Annotated in this window: 17 protein-coding genes and 2 tRNA genes (2 of these 19 running past the window's edge); 9 read left to right on the forward strand and 10 right to left on the reverse strand. The window is 69.5% G+C overall.

Features of this window, described 5'->3' with window-relative positions; genetic code table 11:
• On the reverse strand, positions 1-191 hold the 5' portion of the coding sequence (locus EI73_RS16945; protein WP_369699458.1) for a PhrC/PhrF family phosphatase-inhibitory pheromone. 118 nt of this gene lie to the left of the window's left edge; 191 of the gene's 309 nt are visible here — the first part of the coding sequence; it begins with the start codon at positions 189-191; the stop codon falls past the left edge of the window.
• A gap of 741 nt (positions 192-932) precedes the next feature.
• Here EI73_RS16945 and EI73_RS08255 point away from each other — a divergent pair.
• A complete protein-coding gene (locus tag EI73_RS08255) occupies positions 933-3869 on the forward strand; it encodes an N-6 DNA methylase (protein WP_369699472.1) in 2937 nt (978 codons plus the stop codon).
• A 239-nt stretch (positions 3870-4108) separates the two neighbouring features.
• Here EI73_RS08255 and EI73_RS08260 read toward each other — a convergent pair.
• The 5 genes from EI73_RS08260 to EI73_RS08280 form a co-directional block, all read right to left on the reverse strand.
• A tRNA-Phe gene (locus tag EI73_RS08260) sits at positions 4109-4184 on the reverse strand.
• 22 nt (positions 4185-4206) lie between these two features.
• Positions 4207-4282: transfer RNA gene (locus EI73_RS08265), tRNA-Asp, on the reverse strand.
• Between the two features lie 74 nt (positions 4283-4356).
• Positions 4357-5118 (reverse strand): metallophosphoesterase, encoded by a 762-nt coding sequence (locus EI73_RS08270; protein WP_034385878.1) that lies wholly within the window; start codon positions 5116-5118, stop codon positions 4357-4359.
• Between the two features lie 4 nt (positions 5119-5122).
• Positions 5123-5728, reverse strand: a complete 606-nt coding sequence (locus tag EI73_RS08275; protein WP_034385879.1) for a hypothetical protein — start codon at positions 5726-5728, stop codon at positions 5123-5125.
• A 53-nt stretch (positions 5729-5781) separates the two neighbouring features.
• Entirely contained in the window at positions 5782-7008 is a 1227-nt protein-coding gene (locus EI73_RS08280) for a cytochrome P450 (RefSeq protein ID WP_034385880.1), read from the reverse strand.
• Positions 7009-7041: 33 nt separating this feature from the next.
• Between EI73_RS08280 and EI73_RS08285 the strand changes: the two genes are divergently transcribed.
• Genes EI73_RS08285 through EI73_RS08295 form a run of 3 tightly spaced genes read left to right on the forward strand, consistent with a single transcriptional unit; the run spans position 7042 to position 9153 of the window.
• Entirely contained in the window at positions 7042-7602 is a 561-nt protein-coding gene (locus tag EI73_RS08285) for a UbiX family flavin prenyltransferase (RefSeq protein WP_034385881.1), read from the forward strand.
• Positions 7599-8273, forward strand: a complete 675-nt coding sequence (ispD, locus tag EI73_RS08290) for a 2-C-methyl-D-erythritol 4-phosphate cytidylyltransferase (protein ID WP_034385882.1) — start codon at positions 7599-7601, stop codon at positions 8271-8273. Before EI73_RS08285 ends, ispD begins: the two co-directional genes overlap by 4 nt.
• Positions 8274-8280: 7 nt before the next feature.
• Positions 8281-9153: a 4-(cytidine 5'-diphospho)-2-C-methyl-D-erythritol kinase gene (locus EI73_RS08295; RefSeq protein ID WP_051935453.1), complete on the forward strand. Its 873-nt coding sequence runs from the start codon at positions 8281-8283 to the stop codon at positions 9151-9153.
• A 31-nt stretch (positions 9154-9184) separates the two neighbouring features.
• Here EI73_RS08295 and EI73_RS08300 read toward each other — a convergent pair whose 3' ends face one another.
• The 4 genes from EI73_RS08300 to EI73_RS08315 form a co-directional block, all read right to left on the reverse strand.
• A complete protein-coding gene (locus EI73_RS08300; protein ID WP_034385885.1) occupies positions 9185-10948 on the reverse strand; it encodes a copper amine oxidase in 1764 nt (587 codons plus the stop codon).
• A 95-nt stretch (positions 10949-11043) separates the two neighbouring features.
• The gene (locus tag EI73_RS16950) at positions 11044-11967 is read right to left on the reverse strand and encodes a hypothetical protein (RefSeq protein ID WP_369699459.1); all 924 of its coding nucleotides are present in this window, start codon (positions 11965-11967) and stop codon (positions 11044-11046) included.
• Positions 11898-13151, reverse strand: coding sequence for a hypothetical protein (locus EI73_RS16955; protein ID WP_034385886.1), 1254 nt, complete (start codon positions 13149-13151; stop codon positions 11898-11900). Before EI73_RS16955 ends, EI73_RS16950 begins: the two co-directional genes overlap by 70 nt.
• A complete protein-coding gene (locus tag EI73_RS08315; protein ID WP_034387928.1) occupies positions 13148-13714 on the reverse strand; it encodes a glycerol-3-phosphate acyltransferase in 567 nt (188 codons plus the stop codon). Before EI73_RS08315 ends, EI73_RS16955 begins: the two co-directional genes overlap by 4 nt.
• Before the next feature lie 72 nt (positions 13715-13786).
• On the opposite strand from EI73_RS08315, the gene EI73_RS08320 reads away from it, so the two are divergent.
• From EI73_RS08320 to EI73_RS08340, 5 genes are all read left to right on the forward strand, one after another.
• Positions 13787-14524: a HesA/MoeB/ThiF family protein gene (locus tag EI73_RS08320; protein ID WP_034385888.1), complete on the forward strand. Its 738-nt coding sequence runs from the start codon at positions 13787-13789 to the stop codon at positions 14522-14524.
• 126 nt (positions 14525-14650) lie between these two features.
• Positions 14651-14980: an HU family DNA-binding protein gene (locus tag EI73_RS08325; RefSeq protein ID WP_034385889.1), complete on the forward strand. Its 330-nt coding sequence runs from the start codon at positions 14651-14653 to the stop codon at positions 14978-14980.
• A gap of 94 nt (positions 14981-15074) precedes the next feature.
• Positions 15075-15977: an ABC transporter substrate-binding protein gene (locus tag EI73_RS08330; protein WP_034385892.1), complete on the forward strand. Its 903-nt coding sequence runs from the start codon at positions 15075-15077 to the stop codon at positions 15975-15977.
• 34 nt (positions 15978-16011) lie between these two features.
• A complete protein-coding gene (locus tag EI73_RS08335; RefSeq protein WP_369699460.1) occupies positions 16012-17151 on the forward strand; it encodes an ABC transporter permease in 1140 nt (379 codons plus the stop codon).
• Positions 17148-17500, forward strand: the 5' end (the start) of a protein-coding gene (locus EI73_RS08340) for an ABC transporter ATP-binding protein (RefSeq protein ID WP_034385893.1). 571 nt of this gene lie beyond the right edge of the window; 353 of the gene's 924 nt are visible here — the first part of the coding sequence; its start codon is at positions 17148-17150; its stop codon lies off the right edge, out of view. The genes EI73_RS08335 and EI73_RS08340 overlap by 4 nt, the downstream gene beginning before the upstream one ends.

Genomic DNA, 17500 nt, shown 5'->3' on the forward strand with positions numbered 1-17500 from the left:
CAGAGGCCCGCACCCTCCTCGACCCGGAAAGCTACGGCCTCGCCCCCAAAGAACCCATCGAGGAGGGCATCAGCCGTTCCTGGGACCGCCTGCGGGGGGCCTACGCCCGCTGGACAGAAGCGAAGGCCGAGCGCGGCAGCGCCGACCCCCTGCGCTACTGGATCACGCCGCTCTTGCAGGAACTGGGCCACACCGAGTTACAGGCCCAGCCTCGGCTCGTCATCGAGGGCAAGACGTACCCCATCCGCTTTCTGGGCGCGGTGCCCATTCACGCCGCCCCCGGCGAGGACCTTGACCGCATCGCCACCTACGGCACGCTGCGGGCCAGCCCGCACGGTCTGGTGCAGGAGTTCCTGAACCGCAGCGGCGAACACACCTGGGGCCTCGTCCTGAACGGGGAGCGGCTGCGGCTTCTGCGGGACAACGCCCAGGTCACCCGGCCCGCCTTTATCGAGTTTGACCTCGAGGAGATGTTCGACCAGGGCGACAGCGCCAGCTTCCGGCTGCTGTGGCTGCTCGCGCACCGGAGCCGGTTCGGGGGCGGCGAGAACGCCATCATCGAGCGCTGGAACCGGCAGGCCAGCGAGCAGGGCACCCGCGCAAACGACGCCCTGCGGGACGGCGTGGAACGGGCCATCAGCACGCTGGGCGGGGGCTTTTTGCGGCGCAACCGGGGCCTGCGAGATCAGCTCGCCGCCGGAGAATTCCAGGCCGGGGACCTCTACCGCCTGTCTCTGAGGCTCGTCTACCAGCTCGTCTTTCTGTTTGTGGTTGAAGACCGCGACCTGCTGCACCCGGAGGGCACGGACCCGGTGGCAAAGGCCCGCTACGAGCACTACTCCACCCGCAGGCTGCGCCGGATCGCCGGGGCCAGCGAGGGAAGCGCGGCGCACGGGGACGCCTGGGAGGGCCTCAAGGTCCTGCTGCGCGGGATGTACGGCGGGCTGCCGTTCCTGGGACTTCCGGCCTTTGGCGGGCACCTGTTTGAGCCCTACCCCCTGCTGGGCTATGAGCTGGCCAACAGCGACCTGTACGCCGCCGTCCGCGCCCTGTCCCTGATTGAGGAGGGCCGCACCACCCGGCCCGTGAACTTCGCGGGACTGGACGCCGAGGAGCTGGGCAGCATCTACGAGAGCCTGCTGGAGCTGCACCCGGAGGTCAACACGGCCACCGGCACCTTTCGCCTGAGCACGGCGGCGGGCAACGAGCGCAAGACCACCGGGAGCTACTACACCCCCTCCGGCCTCATCGAGCTGCTGCTGGAAAGCGCCCTGGACCCGGTGATCGAGGAGGCGCTGACCCAGCCCGACCCGGTGGCCGCCCTCAAGGCCCTCAAGGTGGTGGACCCCGCCTGCGGCAGCGGACACTTTCTGCTCGCCGCCGCCCGGAGGATCGGCCTGGCCCTGGCCCGCGCCGAACACGGCGTGACGCACCCCTCGCCCCAGCAGCTTCGCGCCGCCACCCGTGAGGTGATCGCCCACTGCATCTACGGGGTGGACCTTAACCCGATGGCGACCGAACTCGCCCGGGTCGCCCTGTGGCTGGAAAGCGCCGTGCCCGGCAAGCCGCTCGCCTTCCTGGACCACCGCCTCAGGAGCGGAAACAGCCTGCTGGGTACCACGCCCGAACTCATGCGCCGCGAGGACGAGATTCCCGAAAAGATGGTCAAGCGCGTGCTGAAGCCCGCTGTCAAGGCCGTCACCCTGCACCTCCCCGACGAAGCCTTCGCGGAGCTGGAGGGCGACGACAAGAAGACCGTGAGCGCCCTGAAAAAGCGCAACAAGCAGGAACGTGAAGACCTGATCGAGCGGGCGCACGGCAGCCAGAGCCTCTTTGACGTGGGCGGCGACCTGAGCGGCCTGCGGCGGATGGTCGAGGCCCTGGACCGCATCGAGCCGGACACGCTGGAGCACGTGCAGGCGCAGGAATCCACCTGGGCCGCCATCCAGACGCACGCCGAGCACCAGCGCCTGAAGACCCTGGCCGACGCCTGGTGCGCCGCCTTTGTCGCCCCCAGGGTGCCGGGTGCTCCCGCCATCACCACGGGCACCCTGCGGACCCTGGAGCGCGACCCGCAGAGCCTGCCGGAGGTCACCGCCCTGGTGTCCGAGCTGGCCGAGCAGTACCGCTTCTTTCACTGGCACGTGGAGTTCCCGGACGTGTACGCGCGGGGCGGCTTTGACTGCGTGCTGGGCAATCCGCCGTGGGAACAGATACAGCTTGATCCTCAAGAGTTCTTTGCAGTGAGTCGCCCAGATATTGCCAACGCCCCGAACATGGCTACGCGGGACCGCATGATTGAACGCCTCAAGAGCGAAGACACGAAGCTCTACCAGGCCTATCTGCGCGAAAAACGTCGAACGGAGGGCTTGCAACACTTCATCCATAGCAGTGGCCGCTATCCAAAAACCAGTTTTGGGCGTCTTAATACGGCCCCTCTCTTCTGTGAGCTAAGCAAGGACAGCATCTCGGCAACAGGCATCTGTGGACTTGTTGTCCCCACAGGAATAGCGACCGACTCATTTAATCAGCATTTCTTCAACGAACTGATCGATACGCGCCGCTTGCGCAGCCTGTACGACTTCGAGAACCGGGAAGGCATCTTCCCCGGCGTTCACCGCAGCTTCAAGTTCTGCACCCTGTCGGTCAGCGGCAGGGCCCGCCCGAACAAGGCGGCGAGCTTCGTCTTCTTCGCGCTGCGGCCCGACGACGTGCGCGACCCCGGCAAGCGCTTCACACTCTCGCCCGAAGAGATCGCCCTCCTGAACCCGAACACCCGCACCGCGCCCGTCTTCCGCACGGCCAGGGATGCGGCCATCACCAAGGGCATCTACCAGCGGGTGCCCGTGCTGCTGAACGAGGCGACCGGGGAGAACCCGTGGGGCGTCAAGTTCATGTTGATGTTCATGATGAACACAGCTTCACGTATCTTTCGCACCGCCGCCGAACTGGAAGCCGAGGGCTGGACCCTCAGCGGCAACCGCTACGTGCGCGGGCAGGCGCAGATGCTCCCGCTGTACGAGGCCAAGCTGATGCACCAGTTTGACCACCGCTTTGCCACCTACACGCAGGATGGGAGCACGCGGGACATGACGGCGGGGGAAAAGGCCGACCCCACAAAACTGCCGCTGCCGAGGTACTGGGTGAGTGAAGGGGAAGTCGAGGACAGGCTGATTCAGCGGGACAAGCAAGGGCGTGTGGTCTGGGAGTGGGGGCGGGACTGGCTGATGGGATGGCGGGATATCACGAACGCGACGAATGAGCGGACTTTCATCGGCGCTGTCTATCCGAGAAGAGCGGCAGGTGACACGTTCTTGCAAATGCTCCCGGATTGTCCGATGTCTCAGATTCCGGCCCTGCTGGGGACGCTTAACTCGTTCGCGCATGACTTCGCAGTTAGGCAGAAAGTCGGCGGAACGCACCTCAAATACAACGTCACCCGCCAGCTTCCCGTTCTCCCCCCCTCCACCTTCACGCCCAATCTCCTCGCCTTCATCACGCCGCGTGTGCTGGAGCTAACCTACACGGCGCACGACCTGGCGGGCTTTGCGCGCGACCTGGAGTACGACGGGCCACCCTTCGTGTGGGATGACGAGCGGCGTTTCTGGCTGCGGGCCGAACTGGACGCGCTCTACTTTCACCTGTACGGCGTCGGGCGCGACGACGTGGACTACATCATGGAGACCTTCCCCATCGTGCGGCGCAAGGACGAGGCGAGGTACGGGACGTACCGGACCAAGAACGCCATCCTTGAAATATTCGACGAAATCGCCCGCGTGGGCGTAGAGGGCTACCGCACGCGGCTGACGCCGGGGCCGGGGGACGAACGGGCGGCGCACGGGGTGGGAGTGGTCAATGCCGGGATTTGATACTCCCGCCGGGTAGCCGGATGAGCCTTGCGGCACCTGGAGGCCGAAATCTCAGAGGGCGAGGGGTCACGGGTCCGGGTCAAGCTGGGGGGTGTGCGTGCGGTCTTTCACCGGCCTCACCCTCAGAAGGAAACAGATAAAAGCGCTTCAAATTTAAGCGCTTTGAGAGGATTCGGGCCCCAGCCCTTCGCCCAACAGCCAAAAGACCCCGCCCTAGGACGGAGTCTTTTTGTTTGGTTTGGTGGCCAGGGGCGGACTCGAACCGCCGACCCAACGATTTTCAGTCGTTTGCTCTACCAGCTGAGCTACCTAGCCGCGTTCCCCCGAAGGGGAAGCTTGGCGGTCCGGACGGGATTTGAACCCGCGACCTACTGCGTGACAGGCAGTTATGCTAACCGCTACACTACCGGACCCCAGCGTCAACCACTGCAAAAAGCAGCGGGGTTCAGGATAGCCGCGCCTTCCTGCCTTGTCAACACACGCGGGCCTAAAAGGGCACGGCGCGAACACTCTGGAGGGGCTCTGGCTGGGCAGCGTCAAGCAGCAGTTCCAGATACTCACGGGCGTGCAGGGCGTCGATCATGGCCAGGCGCGCCTCTTGGTCGAGCAGGATGCCCCCTTCCTGTAGGGTGTGCCCGTACACGCCAAAGCTCAGGCCCGCCATGCGGACGTACTCGGGGCTGTCACGAAACCAGCGTTTGGTGCTGGGATCAGCATAGAAGAGGTCGTCATAAAAGGTGTGGGCCGGAAGGGGTGAGACGTGGGCAAACTGCACGCCGCCCACCCGCAGTTCGCGCGCGAAGCCTTCCATCCAGGCGCGCAGGTGCTCGGGCAGGAGCTGACCGCCCCGCGCCGGGTCAAACTCCAGGTGAACCAGACCGCTGCCGGTCCCCAGCACATAACCGGGGTTCAGCACGGCGTCGTCGTGGTTGCCCAGCAGGATATGGACCGCGTGGGGAGCGGCCGCCTGGTAGGCCCGCAACCGGTCAAGCTGCCGCACCTGCTCGCGCGCTGCCAGAAAGAGGTGCTCCGGATGGCCGGGGTCGAAGCGGGGCAGGCCGGTCAGCCGCGCGTAGTCACGCTCGCTTTTGGGGTGAACAAGGTCCCCGATCAGGACCACCTGGTACCGACCGGCGCACACCGGCGGCGTGGGCCGACCGTCCGCCGTCACACAGCTCGCCGCTCGCAACGCTGCCCACAAACCCTCCCAATCGGCGTGAATGTCGCCCACCGCAATGAATTTCTGCACGCTCCTAGCCCCTGAGGATCGCTTGAAGTTCCTTGTAGATGGCGCGGCTTTCCTCGAGCGTCTCGCCGTAGCCGTTCATGATAACCCGCGCGGCCTCGCCCCCCTTGCCCGCCGCCCTGATCTGGTCCATCAGGTCCTCGATGTGGCGCCGGGCCTTTTCCATCTGGGGGTCACGGGGAGGCTCGGGGGGCCGAGCGGCGGGACGCGCCGCCGGTGCAGCGGCGCTCTCGGCCTCGGCCACCAGGTCAGCGGTATTGGGCCCCTCCTCCGGGTCGTATTCGACCCACTGGGCCTCGGTCGGCAGCGCCACACCAAAAAAGTGGGCGGCGTCGGCCAGCGCGCGCAGCTTGGCGTCCTGGAGGCTGTGGCCGCTCGCGAGCCCCTCGCGGACGGCACCCAGCACGCTCAGGCGGGCGCGCACGACGGGCGGAGCCACGCTCTCGCAGGCCCAAGTCAGGGACCACGCCGGGTCTACCCGCTCCAGGTGCAGGGCAAGCTGGTCCGAGTCGGGAACGAGGGTCACGCGGGCCTGGTCGCCGCGCACCTCCGCCACCGCCCAGGCGGTCATGGCGGCACGCAGGGCCTCACGAGCACGGTCAAGGTCGGCCATATGAACCTGAGTCTAGCGGGCGGCACCTCACCTGAGGTCGGCCCGGCACCCGGTCAAGCGAGGTTCAGGCGCAGGGCGCGCAGGCCCCGCAGCGTGAAGTTCGGCAGGTAGTCGAGCGGCTGCTCGGGCACCCGGTACTCAGGAAAACGAGCCAGGAAACGCGTCAGGAAGATGGCCGCCTCCATCCGTGCCAGGCCCGCACCCAGGCAGTAGTGGGCTCCGGCGGCAAAACTGAGGTGGAGCCGGGCGTTCTCGCGCGCGAGGTTGAGGCGGTGCGGCGCTTCAAACACGCGTGGATCACGGTTGGCCCCGGCCAGGCTGAGGCTGAGGTGCAGCCCGGCGGGCAATTCGGCGCCGCCCAGCGTGAGGGGGGCGACCGTGAACCGCCCAGTTCCCTGCACGGGCGAGAGAAAGCGCAGCAGCTCTTCCACCGCGTTCGCGGCCCGCGTTCCCGGGTCTTCGGCCAGCCAGGCCCGTTCCTGCGGCCACGCGTGCAGCACGTGCAGGCTCCCGGAGATCAGGTTGCTGGTCGTCTCGTGCCCGGCCACAAGCAGGAGAACTGCGTTGGCAAGCAGCTCATCACCGCTGAGCCGCTCGCCCCCGTCCTCCGCCGCGGCCAAGGCGGAGAGCAGGCCCGGTCGGGGGTGGGCCCGCAGGTCGTCCGCCAGCGTGCGGAAGTAGCGGCGCATCGCCCCGGCGTCCGCCTCCACTCCTGCCCAGCGCTCCGGCGTCATGTTCAGACCGCCGATCAGGTCCGCCACGCTGCCCGCCCAGGTCCGAAAAAGGTCGGCGTCGTGGCCCTCCAGGCCCAGCATCTGCACAATCACGGTGACGGGCAGGGGAACCGCGAGGGCCGCCACCGCGTCCACCTCTCCCCCACGCCTCCGGGCCTGCCGCGCGGCCTCAGCAAGCAGCTCATCGGTGAGGGCGGTGATAAAGGCGCGGCTTTCTTCCAGCACCCGCGGCGTAAAGGCCCGCTGCGCGAGAGACCGCAGGCGGGTATGAGAAGCGCCGTCGTGAAAGAGCATCATCGGAGCCATCAGCCGCGCCGATTCGCTCTGGAGGAAGGCGGAGTCGCCGCCGACCTTGCCGGTGCGCACAAAGGGACTTTTCAGGGCGGCACTGAGCTCGGCGTGTCCGGTCAGCAGGGCAAAGCCCGTGCCGGGGTCATACAGCACCGGGGAGAGGGCACGCAGGCGGTCCAGGTAGGCGGGCGGATCGGCGAGGTGTGCGCCCTGCCAGTAGCCTTGCAGCAGAGCTGCGGCGTGAGCGGCGGTCATGCCCCAGCGTACTCCTCTGCTACGCTGCCCCGTATGCGGCTGGTGGTCGGGGTCAGTGGGGGCAGCGGCATGCCCTACGCGCTGTCGGTGTTGCGTGCCTTGCGGGCGCTGGAGGTGGAGACCCACCTGATCGTGACCAGTGGGGCCAAGCGAGTGATGACGGCAGAGGGCGGCCCGCAGCTCGCGGACCTCACGGCCCTCGCCCGGGTCACCCACGACGACCGGGACCTCTCGGCCAGCGTCGCCAGCGGGTCTTTTCGCACGGACGGCATGCTGGTGGTGCCGTGCAGCGCCGGAACGCTGGCGAAGGTGGCGGGAGGCTTCACGGACAACCTGCTGGCCCGGGCCGCGCACGTGACCCTCAAGGAGCGGCGGCGGCTGGTGCTCGTCGTGCGTGAGGATCCACTCTCGCGACCGGTGCTTCAGAACATGCTGAGTGCCTTTGACGCGGGCGCGACCGTGATGACCGCCAGCCCCGGCTTCTACCACGCGCCGGGAAACGTGGGCGAACTGCTGCACTTCGTCACGGCCCGCGTCCTCGACCAGTTCGGGCTGGACGTGCCGGGATTCCGGCGCTGGAAGGAGGAGGCGTGACCGGCGTCTGCTTGCTCGCGGGCCGCACCGCCGCCCTCATTCCCGCCGCTGGGTCCGGCACCCGCCTGGGGCGCGGGCCAAAAGCGTTTGTGGAGGTCGCGGGACAGAGCCTGCTCGCCCGCAGCGTGGCCGCGCTCGCCCCCCTGGTGGATGAGGTGCTGGTGGCGCTGCCCGAGGGATGGAGCCTGCCGCAGGGCATCCCGGCGCGGGCCACCTCGGGCGGCAAGACGCGCCAGGAGAGCGTGTGGCGGCTGCTGCACGCCACCTCGGCGGACGTGGTGCTTGTTCATGACGCGGCGCGGCCCTTCCTGCCGGGGGAGGTGGTGCACGCGCTGCTAGAGGCCGTTCCCGAAACCGGCGCGGCCACCGCCGCCCTGCCCGTGGCCGATACGCTGGTGCGGGGTGAGCGGGGCAGATGGGCGGGCGCGGTCCCCCGTGAGGGCCTGTGGGCGGTGCAGACCCCGCAGGGCTTTCGCCGCGAGCTGCTGCTGCGGGCCCACGCGGCGGCACGAGCCGAAAGCTTCAGCGCGACGGATGACGCGGGCCTGGTTGCCCGGCTGGGTGTCCCGGTGACGCTGGTGCCCGGCGATGCCCGGCTTTTCAAGGTCACCACGCCCGGTGACCTCGCGCTGGCACAAGCGGTCGCGGCGGTATGGGATGCTAGGCGTTGAGGAACCGATGCCTGGAGATCCTGCGACTGTTCAACCGGTAACGGGCGGTGCCGCCGTCACCTACTTCGCCCCCGCCAAGGTCAATCTCGGCCTGAGCGTCCGTGGGCTGCGCGCCGACGGCTACCACGAGCTCCACTCCATCATGGTGCCGCTCAGCGTCGGCGACGAGCTGGACATCCGCCCGGCCAGCACCCTCACCCTCCAGGTCGAGGGGGCCAACCTCCCGGTGGACGAAGGGAACCTGGTGTACCGCGCCGCGCGGGCGTATCTGGAGGCAGCGGGCGTGCCAGGGGGCGCGGCGATCACCCTGCGCAAGCGCCTGCCCCTCGCCTCCGGCCTGGGCGGCGGCAGCAGCGACGCGGCCACCACGCTGATGGCCCTGGCGCGGCTGTATCCCGCGTCCGTGTCCCTTCCCACGCTGGCCCTGACCCTGGGCGCGGACGTGCCGTTTTTCCTGCTGGGACGAGCGGCCCTCGCGCAGGGCATCGGGGAGGTCCTGACGCCGCTGCCGGTGCCGCGTGTGCCGCTCGTGCTCGTTCATCCCGGCGTAGCGGTGAGCGCCCGGGACGCCTACGCCTGGCTGGACGGCGAGGAAGGCTTTACGCCCGCCCTCGACGTGGAGGGCGTGCTTGCGGCCCTGGCCGATGGCCGGAACGTCCCGTACCGGAACGCCCTGCAAGGCCCCGTCGCCGCCCGCCACGCGCCCATTCGCGAGGCCCTCGACGCGCTCAGCCGCGCAGGCCTACGCTCGCCTTTGATGAGTGGCTCCGGGTCGACCTGCTTCGCGCTGGCCGAAAACGACGACCAGGCCCATGCCGCCGCCCGCACGCTCCAGGCTGAGCATCCGGGGTGGTGGGTGGCGGCGACCTGCACCCTGTAGGCAGGGGCAAAGGGCCAGCTCTACCCCCTCCTTAGGGCTGATAGGTCTTCCACACTCCCCCGAACCCAGAGCGGACCTGTGCTCGGTAAAACACCAGGCTGACGGGCAGGTTGCTGCCGCTGGCGGGCACGAAGTCGATGTTCAGACGGTCACTCTGGGGCCGCCACAGCAGAACGGGCTGGTCGGGCGTGAGGGCGTTCCCGGTGCGGGGCAGCTTGATCGTTTGGGTGATCGGGCCGTCCTCGATGTGCATGGCGCCGCGGTACAGGCCGCCGCGGGGGCTCAGGGCGATGGCGGTGCCGCCTGCCCCCGTGACCTCCAGGTCATAGAGAACGCCGTAGTTGCCCAGCAGCCGTTGCGGGCGGCCGGTCAGGACGTCGGTGCCGACAAGCGCGGGGTCAAGCTGCCCGTCACCGATCACCAGGCGGGCGGGCAGGGCCGTCAGGTTCACGCGCAGGGACCGCACCGCCCCTGGAAAGGTGCCGCGCTGGTGCTTGCCGTCGGGCGGGAGGTAGGGAAGCTGCTGAATCACCTGCGCCGTGGGCGGCAGGGCCTCTTCCAGCATCACAAAGGTCAGCTCTACCCGGCCGGTGGTGCTGAGGTCCTGCATCACGTTGGCGCCGCTGCCGGGACCCAGGGTAGGGCTGGCGTAGACGGCGGCACTCTGTCCGGGCGCGAGGGTCAGGACCTGGCCGCCCGTGCTCGCGAAGTAGTCGAGCAGCGTGACCTGGCCCAGCAGCCCCTCGATCCGAGTAGGGGCCGTCTCGCCCAGGCGTTCGGTGCGGACCTCGACGGGCCGCCCCTCCAGGTTCCGCGCCAGAACGTACAGCCGAGCAGGCTGGCCCAGCGCGTTGAGGTGGTACGCGAGCAGCCGAGCGCGCCCCGCAACGCTGTCCTGGTACAGGACGCCGCTTTGGGTCGGCGCCTCGGGGCTATCACTAAAGAGCAGTGGGTAGCTGGGGCCCGCCACGGGCACGGCGGTCACGGCGGGGTAGCCCGACACCAGGGGATCGGGAAAGCGGTCGCCGGGCTCGGCGTACTTCAGGGCGTAGCTGAGCGGCGTGTCCACCGGGGGACCCTCCACCCGGAAGGTCCGGGAAAAGGGGGCGCTCTGAAGGCCGCGGCTGTTGGTGACCTGGAGGGTCACGGTGTAGGTGCCCGGCTGGAAGTACACGTCCTGCCGCCCCTGCCACTTGCGGCTCACGATATCCGCCCCGTCGGGATCAAAGGCGTACTCGGTAAAGATCACCCGTTCGCCCGGCGCGTAGGAGGTTTTGTCGGTGGAGAAGCGGGCCTGGGGTGCCAAGGGGTTGCCGCCCTCGCGCAGCGCCGTGAGGGTGAGGGTCCGCCCGCTCTCGTCCACGCTGAGATGGCCATTCAAGGCCTCGGCCAGCAGCCGAGCACTCACGTACAGGGTTCCGTCCAATGTGGCGACGCTCCCCTCGGGTTGCGGGGTTCCCGCAAGCAGGGCCGCATTCCGGGCGCGGTCCACCGTCAGGCGGCCCAGCTGAATCTGACCCTCCACCTCGCTCACCTTTTGCCCCAGCAGCGCGGCCGTCTCGTGCAGGGGCAGCATGGTCCGGCCCTTCAGCAGGCGGGGCGGGACGAGGAGCTGGGCCGCTTCACCGTTGAGGGCGGCGGCGGTCTGATCCGTGGTGAACGTGAACTGCACCGCGCCCAGAGCGGCGGCCGGTGCCGCGGTCAGCCCCAGGGCAAGCGCGGCAAGCAGGAGGCGGGAACTTCGCCCCAGGGTGCGGGAAAAGAGCTGGCGAGCCGAAAGACTGCACACGAACATCCGGCCAGTATGCGAACCCAACCTGACGGACGTCTGCCCCGTCCTCGACACGGGCCGCCAGAATAAAGGGAGAATGAAGAGAGGGGACCGGGCCTTCAGCCTGCCGCCTCACGCCGTCGGCGCCGAGCCCAGCGCAGTTCGACCATCAGCCAGGCGAGCGTATTGAGCAGGTAGGTCGCGGCCAGCAGCGTCAGCAGGGCGGTGCGGGTGCCGGGCGGCGCGGGCTCGAGCGGCGCAGCGAAGCGGGCAAGGCCCAGCATGGGCGCCAGGCCCGCTACGGCGGCGGCCCACGCGAGCAGCAGCACGGTCCCCCAGGCACCCTCCAGCAGCGCCGTACCCGGCAGCAGCAGCGCGGCCAGGCGGTAAGCCGCGGGGCGGCCCTGCCGAACGGCACTTGCTGGACGCGGAACCAGCAGGGCCAGCGCCAGGAGCGCCGTGAGCGCAAGCGCCCCCAAAAAGGCCGCCCCCAGCCGCACACTTTGGCCGGGCCCCGGCGTGAGGGTGCCCAGGGGACTTCGCAGGTCGCGCCGCAGGGTCACACTGAGGTCACCCTGAACCGCACGGGCCAGGCTGCGGTCATCGGGGTAACACAGCCGGGGTTCGCCGGGGCGGTAGGCGCGCTGAAAGCTGGTGCCGGGCGTGCTGGGGTTTAGGCCCAGGTTGTAGGCGGCGGCGGCCAGGTCGGGCCGAGCGGCCAGGGCGGCGCGGTACAGTTCGCGCGCCTGCGGAGCGTCCCCACGGCCCTGCGCGATGACGCCGAGGTTATTGAGCGCGCAGGCATCCCCGGGCAGGCGAGCGTACCGCTCACGAGCGGCGCTGTCGTCACCATCCAGCTGCGCCGCAAGGCCCACCAGCAGCACGGTGTCGGGGGTGGCGCGCAGGTCGAGGTCGTCCAGGTGGGCGGCGAACCACCCACCCCCGTAGGTGCCGATATTCAGCGCGGGGGCATTCAGCCGGGCCGCGGTGCCGTTGGCCCATTGCCATCCCCCCACGCTGACCACCAGGCCGGCGGCCAGCACCGCCACCGCCAGCCGCTCTCCGAACGAGGCATACAGGATGGCCACGTGCCGCGCCCGGGCCAGCGGGTGCCGCACCCAGGAGGCCCAGCGGCCCCCAGCGCGCGGGTCTCTTCCCCCTGCACCCGCCAGGCCCGAACCGTCAGGGTCAGCAGCGCCGCGCCCAGCGCGAGCAGGAGTGCCAGCGTCAGGAGGCGTGCCGCGTCCCGCACGCGGCGCGGTCCCTCGGCCCCGAGGTTATACAGCGTGCCCGCGCGCAGTTCACGGCTGAACTGCCGCCATTCCTCCGCCTCGCCGCTGCGGCCCTGGGCGTCCAACAGGTCGGCGTAGCGGGCATACAGCGCCGAACCACCCTCGAAGCGGGGGTGCAGGTCGCGCAGGTAGCGCAGCCAGACGTCGGCCCGCCCCAGACGGCCCTGGTCGAGCAGCGTGCCCACGTACCCGCTGGGGTTGCCATAGGCCAAAAGCGCCTCGCGGCTGACCCGCACCTCGGGGTCGTAGCCGCGGGCTGCGGCGTCCCGGCGAGCTCGGTCCAGGGCGAGATCCGCCGCGGCGGGAAAGCCGCTCGCGTCCAGGGCCGCCGCCAGCCGCACCCAGGCTGGAAAGGGCAACTCGCCCTCCAGCGAGCGGCGCACTGCGTTCAGCATGGCGTAGCGGTCACCGCGCCGAGCCGCCTGCTGCGCCTCCTGCACAGCCAGAAAGGGGTTCAGCGGGTCCTCGCGGGCCGCGCGCGTCAGCTCTTCGGGCGGAACCAGGCGGGCGGCCCGCTCCAGCCAGCCGGTGACCTCGGGATCGGGTGCCAACACCACCCGTTCCTGCACGCCGCCGCCCTGACGGGGGTCACCCAGGGTAAAGCGCTCCACATACCCGCTGCCCGCCGTGCTCACGCGCAGGGTGCCGCCGGTAGGATCCAGGGACGTGACGGGAGCAGGCAGGTCGTAGCGGGCCAGCAGCGCGCCGCTTTCGGCAAACGCGTACACGACCGGGCCCACCCCCAGATAGATCACGCCGCCCAGCGTCACCGGGCCGGTGAGCTCGCCCAACGCGGCAGGGTAGTGGCGTTCCCAGCGCAGAACCGCGCCGTCCTCGTAGCGCAGGGTGCGGCCTTCCCGCACGGCGTCTGCTCCTGCCCCCGGCCCCAGCAACAGCAGGGCGGGCAGGAGCAGCGCGGTCCAACGCCGCCTCATATGGCCCGCTTCCGCGGCGCCAGCAGGTGGAGGGCGCGCACCGCCATCACGCCCGCTCCGGCAAGCAGGTCGGCCAAGCCGCCGAAGCGGGCCGCCAGCAGCAGGCCCAGCGGCAGGACGGCGGCGGTGGCAAACGGCACGGCGTTCAGGCCCAGGCGCTTTTGGAGGGTCGCGCGGTACAGCGGAATCAGCAGCAGCCCGGCGGCCAGCATCCCCGCCAGCGCCAGGGGCGCCGTCACCAGCAAGGCCCCCAGCAGCGGCGCGATGCCGCCCCCACCCCGAAAGCGGAAGAACACCGGGTAGCAGTGCCCCAGCACCACGAACAGCGCCGCGACCCAGGTGGCGTCCGGCGTGAGCAGGCGGGCCAGCAGCGCCGCCACCACGCCCTTGAGCACGTCGGCGGCCGCCACAGCCAGCGCGGCGGCCAGGCCGTACTGGCGGTAGGTACCGCTTCCTCCCGGCAGATCGCGGTCCCGGATATCCTCCCCACGCGCCCGCGAGTACAGCACGCCCGCCACCAGGGAGCCGAGCAGGTAGGCGGCGAGGGCAACCAGGAGCACCATGACAGCGTGCATTCTAGAGGCTCGCGCCCCGCAGCACGTCCGCTTCAGCTCCGGGCGCTCTAGACTCGGCGCATGACCTCCCTGCTCGCCTCTCCCCTCTCCCGGGCCGAACTGCGGCGCTACTCCCGGCAACTGCTGGTGCCCGAGTGGCAGGAGGCGGGCGCGCAGGAGCGGCTGCGGCGGGGGGCGGTCCTGGTGGTCGGGGCGGGAGGCCTAGGCGGCCCCGTCCTCCTACAACTGGCCGGGGCCGGCGTGGGGCGGCTGGTGATCGCGGACGGGGACACGGTGGACCTCAGCAACCTGCACCGCCAGCTTCTCTACAGCGCAGGGGACGTGGGACGGTCCAAGGCAGAGGTGGCTGCGGCGCGGGTGCAGGCACTCAATCCCTTCGTGCGGGTTGAGGTGGCCCCAGCGGTGGACACGCAAACGATCGGCCCCCTGGTGAACAACGTGGACCTGGTGGTCGACGCCACCGACAACTTCGCGGCCCGCTATACAGTCGCCGATGCCTGTCAGCGGCTGGGCCGCGAGTGGGTCTGGGGTGCGGCCAGCGGCACAAGCGGCCTCGTCAGTGTGTTTGGTCCCCACCTCGGCCTGCGCGACGTCTTTCCTGACCCAGAGGGGGCCGAAGCCTGCGACGAGGCCGGCGTGTTGGGACCGGTGCCGAACGTGGTCGGCAGCGTCATGGCGCTGGAAACGCTCAAGGTGCTGGGCGGCATAGGAACGCCGCTGCGGGGTCAGCTGTGGACCCTGGACGCGCTCACCGGTCGGGTCCGGGTCTTGAACCTGCGCGGGGCGGGAGAAGGCTAAGCCGCCCTTGGGCCGGTGGGCCACAGCAACTGGGCATGTCCTTTCCCATTTTCATCTGCAAACAACGTGTGTTACTGTGCCCTTGAGCCAACAATCTGCTCAAATCCACCTTTCGGAGGTCCACGCATGACCAGAGCGAATCAAGGTGACGGCAACGGAGAAGGGGCCCGCGGAAGCAGCGGCAAGGTCGCCAAGACACAGATTATCGATCAGGTCGCCGAACGAACCCGCCTCAGCCGCAAACAGGCGGGCGAGGTCGTCGGCGCGGTGCTGGAAGGGATCGCGCAGGCCCTGCGCGAGGGCAAGAGCGTGGGTCTACCCGGCTTGGGAACGCTGAGCGTCACCGAGACGGCCGCGCGCACCGGCGTTCGCCCCGGCACAAACGAGCGCATCCAGATTCCCGCCGGCAAAAAGATCCGCTTCAAGGCCGCCACGACCCTCAAAGGCAACCTCTAATCTGCGCGTACCCTGCGGGGCCGCTCGCGATGAGCGGCCTTTGTCATTTCTCCTACCGCCCTGCTCCCGTGGGGCGACTAGGGTGAACCTCACCATGAAACGTGTCCTCGTCCTTTCACTGGCGGTCACGCTGGGAAGCGCCGCCGCCAAGCCCATCGTCGTGGGGAGCAAGCTCGACCCCGAGGCCCAGTTGCTCGGGCAGATGATTGTTCTGACCCTCCGGAACGCGGGGCTAGAGGTCACCGACCGCACGAATCTGGGCGATACGGGCGTGAACCGCAAGGCGATCCTGGCGGGCGAGATCGACGTGTACCCCGAGTACACCGGCAATGCCGTCTACCTCTTTCCCCAAGCCAAGATCGGGGCCAAGGCGGCGGGCGATCCCCGCAGGATCTACGACCTGGCGCGGCAACTGGACGCGAAAAACGGCATCACCTGGCTGAAGCCCGCCAACGTCAACAACACCTGGGTGATCGCGGTGCCGCGAGCTCTGGCACAGACACACCGGCTGAACACTGTGGCTGACCTCGCCCGGTACCTCAAGGCCGGTGGCCGCTTCAAGATCGCGGGAAGTCCTGAATTCTTTAACCGCCCCGACACCATGCCCGCGTTCGAGGCCACCTACGGCTTCAAGCTGCGGCCCGATCAGAAATTGGTGCTCGCGGGGGCTACGCCTCCCCAGACACAGCAGGCCGCCGCCAACGGGACAAACGGCGTCAATGCCGCCATGGCCTACGGCACCGACGGCACCCTTGCGGCGCTCAACCTGGTGGCCCTCAAAGATCCCAAGGGCGCGCAGGCAGTGTATCAGCCCGCTCCCATCATCCGCACGGCGGTCCTCAAGGCCCATCCACAGATCACAGCGCTGCTGAATAAGACCTTTGCCGGCCTCACCCAGGCGACCCTACAGCAGCTTAACGCGCAGGTCGCCCTTGAAGGCCGAAGCGCGCGGGACGTGGCCGAGCGCTACCTCAAGGGCAAAGGACTCATCCGGTGAGGCCCACTTGCCTGCCTGGGAGCGAGTGCAGCACGTGAGTGCCGCTGACGCGCGGGGCAAGGCTCCCGGCGCAACAGGAACAGTCCTGGCCTTGGCCGCCCTGCTGATGCTTGCGGGCGCGCTCCTTCCCTGGGTGCTGCTGCGCCCCAATCGCCTGGCTCCCGGCGAGTTCCTGCGCCTCCCTCCCCTGCTGGTGGCCACCGGGGCCCTGCTCGCGGTCCTGCCGCTGTGGCCAGCCCGCCGGGTACCGGCCCTCACCGGGCTGGCGGCCGCGCTCGCCCTGAGCGGGTGGGCCTGGATGCTGGGCGATCAAACCCGCGCGGCGCTGGTGGGTCAACCTCCCTTCGCGCGGGCGAGCGCAGCCAGCGGAGCCTGGCTCTTTCTGCTGGGCGCGGGGATCGCGGCCCTGGGGACTCGGCCCCGGGCGCTGATCTGGGCAGCGCTCCTCCCGGCGGGAGGCCTGGTGCTGGCCGGGCACCTGAACGCCTGGTCCGTGCTCGTCGAGGGCCACCAAGAGGGCGAGCGCTGGGTACAGGAACTCGCGCAGCACCTGCGGCTGGTTGGGAGCGCGCTCGGCCTGGCCCTCCTGCTCGGCGCGCCGCTCGCCGTGTGGGGGGCAGGCCGTGAGCGGCGGGCCGGTGTGATGCTCGGCGTGGCGAGCGGCATCCAGACCCTCCCCAGCCTGGCGCTGCTGGGCCTCCTGATCGCCCCCCTCTCGGCGCTGGCCAACGCCTTTCCAGGCTTGCGGAACCTCGGCATCAGCGGCATTGGCGTCGTCCCGGCCCTCACGGCCATGACGTTGTATGCCCTGCTGCCCGTCCTGCGGAATGGTGTGGTGGCGCTGCAAGGGGTCTCCCCGGACGTTGTGGACGCCGCACGCGGAATGGGCATGACGCCGGCACAGCTTTTTTGGCGGGTGCGCCTGCCCCTGGCCCTCCCGGTATGGCTCAGCGGCGTCCGGCAGGCTGCCGTCCTCCTCGTGGGTGTTGCGGCCGTCGCGGCCCTGATCGGTGCGGGCGGGCTGGGCACCTACATCTTTAAGGGTCTACAAAGCGCCGCGGCCGACCTGATCCTGCTGGGCGCGGTGCCCGCAGCCCTGCTCGCCTTGGGACTAGACGCCGCGCTGCGCGAGCTAGAAAGGCAGCTGGGGCGGCGGTTGGGACGGGTGGAATGATCGAACTTCAGAACCTGAGCAAGTGGTACGCCGGGACGTGCGCCGTGCGTGACCTGAATCTGGTGTTCCCGGAGGGCGAGGTCACCGCGCTGCTCGGCCCGTCCGGCTGCGGCAAGACAACCACACTGCGCATGATCAACCGTCTTGTGGAGCCCAGTGGGGGACGCGTCCTGCTGGGAGGCCGCGACACCCGTGACCTGCGTCCGGAGACGCTGCGGCGCGGGATCGGCTACGTGATTCAGCAGGTCGGGCTCTTTCCCCACCTCACCGTGGCGCAGAATGTGGCCACCGTACCGGAGCTGCTGGGCTGGGACCGTCGCCAAGCGGCGCGGCGAGCCGACGAGCTGCT

The organism is Deinococcus sp. YIM 77859 (genome assembly GCF_000745175.1).
Classification (GTDB): domain Bacteria; phylum Deinococcota; class Deinococci; order Deinococcales; family Deinococcaceae; genus Deinococcus.

Bases quoted from the DNA above. Each gene is read 5' to 3' on its own strand.
- EI73_RS08255 (WP_369699472.1), top strand. From the start codon at position 933: ATGTACGGCGGGCTGCCGTTCCTGGGACTTCCGGCCTTTGGCGGGCAC.
- EI73_RS08275 (WP_034385879.1), bottom strand. From the start codon at position 5,728: ATGGCCGACCTTGACCGTGCTCGTGAGGCCCTGCGTGCCGCCATGACC.
- EI73_RS08280 (WP_034385880.1), bottom strand. From the start codon at position 7,008: ATGACCGCCGCTCACGCCGCAGCTCTGCTGCAAGGCTACTGGCAGGGC.
- EI73_RS08285 (WP_034385881.1), top strand. From the start codon at position 7,042: ATGCGGCTGGTGGTCGGGGTCAGTGGGGGCAGCGGCATGCCCTACGCG.
- EI73_RS08295 (WP_051935453.1), top strand. From the start codon at position 8,281: ATGCCTGGAGATCCTGCGACTGTTCAACCGGTAACGGGCGGTGCCGCC.
- EI73_RS08300 (WP_034385885.1), bottom strand. From the start codon at position 10,948: ATGTTCGTGTGCAGTCTTTCGGCTCGCCAGCTCTTTTCCCGCACCCTG.
- EI73_RS16955 (WP_034385886.1), bottom strand. From the start codon at position 13,151: ATGAGGCGGCGTTGGACCGCGCTGCTCCTGCCCGCCCTGCTGTTGCTG.
- EI73_RS08315 (WP_034387928.1), bottom strand. From the start codon at position 13,714: ATGGTGCTCCTGGTTGCCCTCGCCGCCTACCTGCTCGGCTCCCTGGTG.
- EI73_RS08320 (WP_034385888.1), top strand. From the start codon at position 13,787: ATGACCTCCCTGCTCGCCTCTCCCCTCTCCCGGGCCGAACTGCGGCGC.
- EI73_RS08325 (WP_034385889.1), top strand. From the start codon at position 14,651: ATGACCAGAGCGAATCAAGGTGACGGCAACGGAGAAGGGGCCCGCGGA.
- EI73_RS08330 (WP_034385892.1), top strand. From the start codon at position 15,075: ATGAAACGTGTCCTCGTCCTTTCACTGGCGGTCACGCTGGGAAGCGCC.